Annotated in this window: 1 pseudogene; it reads left to right on the top strand. The window is 75.4% G+C overall.

Going from position 1 to position 8,568, the window contains the following annotated elements:
• A pseudogene (locus tag A2U95_RS27100) lies at positions 1-8,568 on the top strand (hypothetical protein); the annotation flags it as partial.

Here is an 8,568-nt window from a genome sequence, read left to right on the forward strand (position 1 = left end):
CCCCCTGGCCCGACGGCGTCCGCCGCGACCTCTGGGGAGCGGACGCCGACAACTACTCCTCCACCGACGAATTCGAGTACTTCGCCCAGCTCAGCAACGCCTACCTCGGCACCAACCACGGCCACGACACGGCCACCGGCCGCCCCCGCAACAACGGCGCCCCCTGGGTCCGCGCCAACGAACCCGACCTCCTCCCCCTGCTGGAGCGCCTCTACGGCACCGACCCACAACCCCCGCACACCGGCACCGCCAACCCCGTCACCGCCACCACCACCGACAACGCCCTCTACGAAGCCTTCCGCGACTTCATGACCGGCATCGGCGAGGCGGCCGACGACGCACCGGCCGGCTCGTTCCCGGAGAGCTCCCCCACGGACGCCCGTCCGGATCCCGCCGCGGTGACCGGCACCGCCGCACCGCTGCACCCGGCGCCCGGCGAGCGGGCCGGCCGGATCACCGTGGAGGCGATGGAGGCCTACTACCGGGCCTACGCCGAGTTCTTCGACACCGACGACGCGGCCGTCGACTTCGCGAGCGGCTACTACGTCTTCGCCGACTCGCAGACCGTCTTCACCGACCGGATCGCGCTGCACGACGCCCTGCGGGACCAGCTCGGCACCTTCCACGCCGAACTGGTCCGCATCCGCGACGCACAGGCCGCCGCGCCCACGCCGATGACCGCCGGCCCGGACGCCCCGCTGCGCCTCTACCGCAAGATGGCGACCGCGGAGGCACGGGTCTTCCTCGGCGCCCGCACCCCGCAGGCCGGTTTCAGGGCCGCGATGGCCCACAACGACAGCCGGCAGTACCGCAAGTTCTTCACCACCTCGCTCTCCCACACCAGCGCCTTCACCAACGACAACGCGGCGTCGGACGACGAGACGGTCGTCGAGTTCACCCTGCCCCAGGACGGCTACTGGCGTTTCGTCCGCGCCCACGGCGTCCCCAACCAGCAGACGGGCGCCTACCAGATCGCCGACTCCGCGCTCCTGCACCAGGAGCTGCTGCGCACCGGGGCCGCCGCCAACTTCCGGTCCCCGCAGGACGTCGACGCGGTGCTGACGGGGCGGACCCACCACAACATCGGCATCGGGCACGGCAACGAGGACGAGTTCGCCCGGCTGGTGACCGGCATGCGCGAGGTCGGCCCGGCCGAGGTCGCCCAGGCCGTCCAGGAGGCCCGGGCCGCCGCCCGCGCGGCCCGCCGGCCGCTCGTGGACGCCCTGGTCCAGCAGCGCGTCGACGACCTGCGCCGTCGCTCCGCCGTGCACGCCGCGCCGGCCGGCACCCCCGCCGGCCAGGTCCCCGGCCTGTGGCCGGCGCCCCTGTCCTCGTACGTCACCGGGTACGGCGCCGAGCACGACGGGCACGTGGGCCTCGTGCACGTCGAACCGCTGCCCGCGCCCGTCGTCGACGGCCTGCACCGGCAGGTCCTGACCGCGCTCGGCATCACCGGACCCGTGTCCGACGACCACCCGGTGCTGCTCCGGCTGCGGTCCACGCTCACCGCCGAGAAACTGGCCCGGGACCTGCCGTACCTGCGCAGCAGCCGCGGCGCGCGGTTCACCGTCGAGCACGAGGGCCGGGACCGGACCGTGGACGTACGGCTGGGTCTGCGGGAGCCGGTCCGCTCCGGGCGGTACGGCGCCCACAGCGTGCAGGACCCCGAGGCCCGCGTCGAACGGCGCGGCATCGGCAGCCAGGAGTCCGCCTCCTCCAGCAGTTCCGGCACCCTCCGCACGGTCCCGGTGACCTGGACCGGCCTCTTCCCCCGCGACGCGGCCGGACCGGTGCGGCGGCTGGACGCCGCCTTGGCGCTCGCGCTGACGCACAACCAGTACTCGGCGACCACGACCGTCACCCACGCGGTGCAGACGATGACCGCGCAGCGCAGCAGCGAGCTGTCGCAGCCGGTCGAGTTCGCCACCGTCTGGCAGGTCCGGGTCGATCCGCCGGCGCAGTCACCGGCCGGCGGCTGGGGCGCCGCCCGGACCCACGGACCGGTCACCGTCTGGTTCCCCGAACACCTCGCCACCGACCACGACGGCGACCTCGCCGTCGTCGCCGGCCTGGACGACCTCCCGGTGTGGGGCGTCGACACGGTCCGCGAGCCCGCACGCCTGCTGGCCGAGGTGCGGCGCGGCTTCGCCACCGACCTCGCCCGGCTCTCGCACTCCTCCGCCCAGGAGCTGGAGGCGTTCCTGTCGGAGCCGGTCCTGCGCGGCACCCTGCCCATGCAGCGGGGCGGCGGCCTGTTCTCGCCGGTGCTGCTGGACAGTGACGGCAACGCCATCGGCATGCTGAAGGTGACCACCGAGGTGGAGCCCGGCGACCCGACGCACCGCTCGCTCGACGGGAAGATCAACCTGGAGTCGCACCTGGCGCACTCCGTCAAGGTCGACAGCTCCGTCAAGCTCACCAGCGGTGCCGCCCTCGACGGCAGTTTCGGCCCGGCCTTCACCGGTGACCACGCCCCGGGGCACCCGGACGCGTCGTCGGCGGTGTCGGGCAGCCTGGCCGGCAAGGGCGGTCTGAAGTGGCAGACCAGCGCCTCGCTGTCGTCCGGTGGTTCGGCCACCATGACGCACTCGGTGCGCAGCAACCGCAGCCACCTCCTCGCCCCGGCCCGCGTCACCCACCGCGTCACCCTGATCAGGGCCCGCGGCGGCAGCACCACGCACCGGTTCGGCCCCTGGGACGACGGCATGCGCCTGCGGATCCTGGCCGCCGCCGACGCACGGGGGACCGCGCACCCGCCGGGCTCCGCGCCGCGGCAGCTGCCCGAGGAACTGGAGAACCTGCAGAGCCTCGGCGTCTCCGCCGCTCCGCTGGAGGTCTCCGGCACGGAACCGCTGTTCGAGCGCGCCGAGGCGTGGCTGCGCCGGGAGGGCTTCCTCCCGCCGCTCGAAGCGGTGCCGGGCGCCCTGTTCGACGAGGCCGCCGTCCAGGCGCGGCTGGCCAACCTGCGGCGGTTCGAGCAGGCCCGCTCCGGCGTGGGGCTGCGCGCCTCCACCGACGGCATGCTGGACGGCGGCCACGCGATGTGGTTCGACCTGCCGGACCGCACCGGCGGGACCCGCCGCGTCCAGCTGCGGCTGTCCGCGTTCCGCGACACCGGTCCCGGCCCCGCCACCGGGGCCCTGCACCGCCGGACCCTGCCGGACGTGCAGGTGATCGGCATCTCCTCGTTCGCCGTCGGCGGCACCGAGACCACCGGCTACTCCTACGGCTGGCAGGCCGGTTTCGGCGGCGGCCCCGCCGGCCCGCTGGGCGACCGGACCCCGTGGAACCTGGGCGGCAGCGGCGACTACACGTACGCCCGTCAGACCAGCCACGTCTCCACCGTCGGTTCCGGCGTCAACCAGGACCAGTTCTTCATCGGCAGCGGTCAGCCCACCGAGGTCTTCGACGTGCCCGCGCAGTTCGCCCTCGACCTCTACGAGGGGCCGGGCGACGACCCCGCGGTGCGCTTCGCCGACCCCGCCTCGCACCCCGACGCCGCCCCGGCGAGGCCCGCCGACATCGAGAGCCCGGCCGAGCCCGCGGCCCCGGCCGCGCGGACCGTCGGCGGGCACGTCACCCTCGCCGTGCCGCACCACCGCACCGTCCCCGCCGGCACCCCGCGGCAGGCCCCGCCCGCCCACCGGGTGCGGGCCGTCGACGACGCCGACCGCGCGCGCCTGGCGCTGACCGGCCCGGACGGCAGGCCCGTCGAGGGCGTCGTCCGGCTGCCCGACGACGCCGTCATGGACGTCGTCCGCGGCTCCGGCGCGATCCTCGACGCGTTCCGGCAGATCGTCACCAACACCTACCCCGGCCACCCCGAGCAGGGGCTGCTCGGCACGGTCGGACAGGCCGTCACCGCGCATGTTCCCGGTGCCCTCGCCACGGTCGGCGACCGGGTGTCGGGCCTCCTCTCCGGCCCCGACGCCACCGACCAGAGCGCGGCGTTCACCGAGGTCCTGCGCGGCGCCGTCGCTCCCGCCGCCCTGGTCGGCCGCGGCCACCAGATCTTCAAGGGCGGGTACGTCGTCGAGGGCCTCACCCTGCCCGGCCTCGGCGCCGACCACGAGTTCTCCGTGGAGATCCAGGGCTATCTGCACGACGCCGAGCACCTGCACAGCGTCAAGCAGTACCTGGAGACCGACGTCGGCGCCACCGACACCGCCCAGCAGCAGGTCACCACCGGCGCGGGCCACCAGGGCGCGCTCAGCGCCACCACGTGGCAGATGCCCCCCAGGGTGCCCGCGGGCACCCCGGCTCCCGCACAGCGGCGCGCGTTCAACCCGTCCGCGCGGTACGCGTACAGCAGCCGCACCGAGGAGACGCACACCCTGGGGTCCACCACCGCGGTGACCCGCACCCCGACGGAGAGCGGCACCCAGCACCGCGTCCGCAGCGGCGCCACCCTCCTGGTCACCGTCCGGCACGGCCGCCGCAACCTGGTCGGCAACATGCTCGGTCTGACCGGCGCCGACCCGGTCACCGTCGCCGTGGACCTGCCGCGCGGCGCCCAGTTCCTGCTGAGCGACCAGCAACTGGCCCGCGACGCCGCGTGGTTCACCGGACTCGGCACGCTCACCCCGCCCGCCCTGCCGGAGCCGGCGCTGCCCCTGCCGGACCGCTTCGCCCGTACCCGGGAACCCGGTTACGCCGGCGTCCTGTCGGTCAGGCAGCTCGGCGACGACGGCAGCGAACGGCGCGACCGGATACGTGCCGAACTGACCGCCCTCGTCGAGCGCGAGGCCCCCGGCTCCACCACCCCGGGCCACGCCTCCTACCTGCCCGGCGTCGCGGCGCGGATCGCCGACCTGACCACCGCGACCGCCCTGCGCGCCCTCCCCGGCCGCGGTCCCCGCGGCGTGCAGCGCTTCCACTTCCGGCACCTCGCCAAGGGCGGTGCCCGGCTGGTCGAGGTCGAGCTGAGCGCCCGGCCCCGCCAGGACACCGACGGGCTGCGCACCGTACGCGGACGGCCCGCGGGCAGCGGCACCGGACAGGAACAGGTGCACACCCACGCCCCCGCCAACACCTCCGACGCCGTCTCGCACACCCGTCGGCACGCCGTCGCCTTCAACCCGACGACCCGCTACCTCCGCCCCACCGACGACACGCGCACCGACCGCACCGGCCCCGCCCTGGGGTTCAGCACCAGCCGCACCGACACGAGCAGGACCGCCGAGAGCGGCGAGGACCGCTTCTGGCTGCGCACCGACAACGCGGCCGACTTCGAGGTCGACTACGAGTACACCGCCACCGTCCGCTCCGAGCTGGTCAAGGAGTGGCCCCTCGACGTGCCCGGCGGCGTCATCGAGGCCGGTGTGCTCGCCTGGTACGACGAGAACGCCACCTTCGGAACCTGGCTCGACCGCGTCCTGCACGGCCGGCCCGCCGCCACGGCGACGGTGCCCGCCCGGGTCACGCTGCGCTTCACCGGCAGCGAGGCGGCCGACCCCGTGACGCGGCCCCGGCCCACCCCGCCCTCCGTGTCGGCCGTGCATCCCCTGCTGCCCCTGCCGACGACCGCCGGTCAGCCGCACCTCGCCGACGGCCAGCGGATCGTGCCGACCGGCCCCACCCCGGTCTTCCACTTCAACGGGTACGCCGAACTCGCCCGGGCCCTCGCCACCGTCGCTCCCCGGACCACCGCCCACTGGCGGGCCACTTCGGCGTCCGGCTCCGCGGAGGGCGCCGCCGTCCGCATCGGCGAGCTCATCCAGGCCGGCACCATCAGCCTCGACCCGCCGCGCTCCGCCGGGATCACCCGGACCCTGCCGGGCGCGTACCCCGAGCCGCTCGAGTCCGACGATCCGCCCAGGCTGCACATCGAACTGCGCAACCCGCGCCGTGTCACCGACGCCGGTGACGTCGCCCTGGACCGGCTGCGGCTGCCGACGACCGCCGCGACCACCTCGCTCGTCGCCGGGTCCGCCCCCGCCGGCGCCCTGCAGATGGCCTACGAGAGGTCCGAGGGCCAGGTCCTCGGCACCGGTGTCCCCCTGGTCAGCAGGCAGCCGGTCACCCAGGGACAGGTCTCCGCCACCGCGGCGACCCGCCGCGAGTGGTTCAAGACCGGCGGCACCGCACTGCCCGCCGAGGGGCGGGGCACCCGCAGCCACGAGACCATGGCCGACGTCGTCATCACCGTCAGCGGCCCCGAGGGCACGCTGTACGTGACCGGCAGCGCCGAACTCCGCCTGACCGAACGCGACGTGCTCGGCTACGGCATCACCGACGCCCGCACCGATCCACGCGTCTACGACCTGCGCTCCCTGCTCGCCGGCCAGTCCGCGGCCGACCTGCGGGACTGGACCACCCACCCCCTCGGCGACCTGCCGCAGGCGCTGGCCGACGGGCTGCACCCGAACGATCCCGCCGCCCAGCTCTGGCTCGCCGTCGGACCCGACCCGGACGGCGACCTGCTGGCCCGCGCCCTGTACGCGGCCGCGCGGACCGCCGTCCTCGCCGGCCGGCCCGTGGAACTGGTCCTGCGCACCGACGAGGGACTGCGGCACTGGGGGTTCACGTCGGACGGCGCCCTGCACAGCACCGACGCCGGCACCCTCGACGCCTGGTCCGGCCTCGACGCCCTGATCACCGCCCACGCCGACGCGTTCCGCGCCCAGCGGGAGGCACGGCAGCGGGAGGGCGACCTGCGCGGACCGCAGGCCGAGGCCCGCACCGCGCTCGACACCGCCGAACAGGAGGTCGCCGCTGCCGGAACCGCGCGGCGCGAGGCCGCCGACGCGCTGACCCGCGCCGAGGAAGCGGTCACCACGACCCGGTCGCAGCGGGACTCCGTCGAGTCGGAACGCGACCACTGGCAGCAGGAGGCCCGCCGGCTCGGCGAGATCCTCCTCGACCTGCCCCGCCGGATCAGCGAGGCGGGCAAGCGCGCCACCGCCGCATCCGGCGAGGTCCGCGCCGCGGACGCCGTACTGGAGCACATCGCCCGCCAGGAACAGGGCACCGTCCCCGAGGCCCGGGCCCGCGAGGCCCGCGAACGCTCGGCCAAGGCGCACTCCAGGCTGCGGGCCGCCCGCGAGCAGGTCGACGGGCTGCGCGCCGACCAGGAGCGGGTGCAGGGCGAACTCGACGCGGCCAGGCGGAAGGCCCAGGACGCCGCCGGCCGGCTCCCGGCGCTGGAGAAGACGCTCGCCGACGCCGAGAGCGCCGCCGAGGACGCCGGGACCGCGCTCACGGACGCCACCGGACGTCTGGACGGGGCCACCCGGCACCGCGACGACCGGCGCACGCGCCTGCGGGCGCTGAACCGGTCCGTCGTCGAAGCGCTCAAGGAACAGTCCGAACAGGCCGCCGTCCAGTCCGACGCCCGGATGAGGCTGCCCGGCCTCGCCCGGGCCGTGCGCGACGTCCGGCGGACCACCGCCGAGGGGCTGGTCAGCGTTCCGCTGTCGTCGCTGGCGTCCGTCCCGGCGCAGCGACCGGGCGGGAAGCCGGTGCTCACCGCGCCGAAGACCGCTGCGGGCACCGCTCCGGCCGAGCAGAAGCCGGCCGCGCCGCCGAAGGCCGGAGTGACGAAGGCCGGAGTGGCGAAGGCCGGAGTGACGAAGGCCGAGGTGGCGAAGGCCGGGGTGACCGAGACCGCGCCGCCGAAGACCGCGCCGAAGGAGAAGGGCGGGAACGGGCTTCAAGGGCGGGCCGGGAACAGCGACAAGGCCGGCTCCGGGGCCGCCGGGAAGGGCAAGCACAGCTCGGCCGCGCCCCCGGCCACCGGGCGCCTCCTGCGCACGGTCGCCAACGGCGAATGCCTGCTCTACTCCGTCCTCGGCAGCGCTCCGCGAGTGGTCCGTGACCGCGTCCCCGGACTGGCGGCGGCCCACCCCGACGTCTTCGACTGGCTCTCGGACACCGGACGCGTCCGCGCGGCCCTCGCCCGTCGGGCCCGGCAGTACAGCGAGACCGGCACGCTGCCGCCGGACCCCCTGGCCGAGGCGGCCGTCGCCGCCCTGCGTGACCACGTCGCGAACTACCTCCGCCAGGCCGGTCCCGCCCGCACCGTCCCGTACGAGGTCACCGGTCAGCTGCGGCAGTCCACCCTCCAGGAGTTCGCGGACCACCTGAGGGACCGTGACACGGACCGCGCCGATCTGCTCGAGCTGGCGCGCCGGCACGGGCTCGGCGACCAGAACGCCCTGTCCGGTCTCTCGGACGACGAGCTGAGGACCCGGCTCGAGGCCGCGTACCCGACCAGTACCGCCCCGATGAGCCCGGACGAGTGGGACGACCTGCTGGAGGCCGTGGAGAACTGGGGCGACAGCTGGGCGACCCCGTTCGGCGAGACGTTCCTGCCGCTGACCGCGCACGCACTCGGCGTCACCTTCGACGTCGCCCGCGCCTATCCCGGCGACCGCACCGAGGTGGTCTCGCACCACGGCCCCCAGGCCGCCGGTACGAACGCTGTGGAGATCTACTACAACGGCGTCAACCACTACAGCGCCAGTGACGCCGTACCCGCGTCCACCGCGGGCACGGACGCGGATGCGGGCGTGGTGCACGCGGCTCCGTCGGGTCGGTTGACGCCCGAGGGGACGGCGAGGCTGTACC

The sequence above is a fragment of the Streptomyces chilikensis genome, from assembly GCF_001642695.1.
Classification (GTDB): Bacteria; Actinomycetota; Actinomycetes; order Streptomycetales; family Streptomycetaceae; genus Streptomyces; species Streptomyces chilikensis.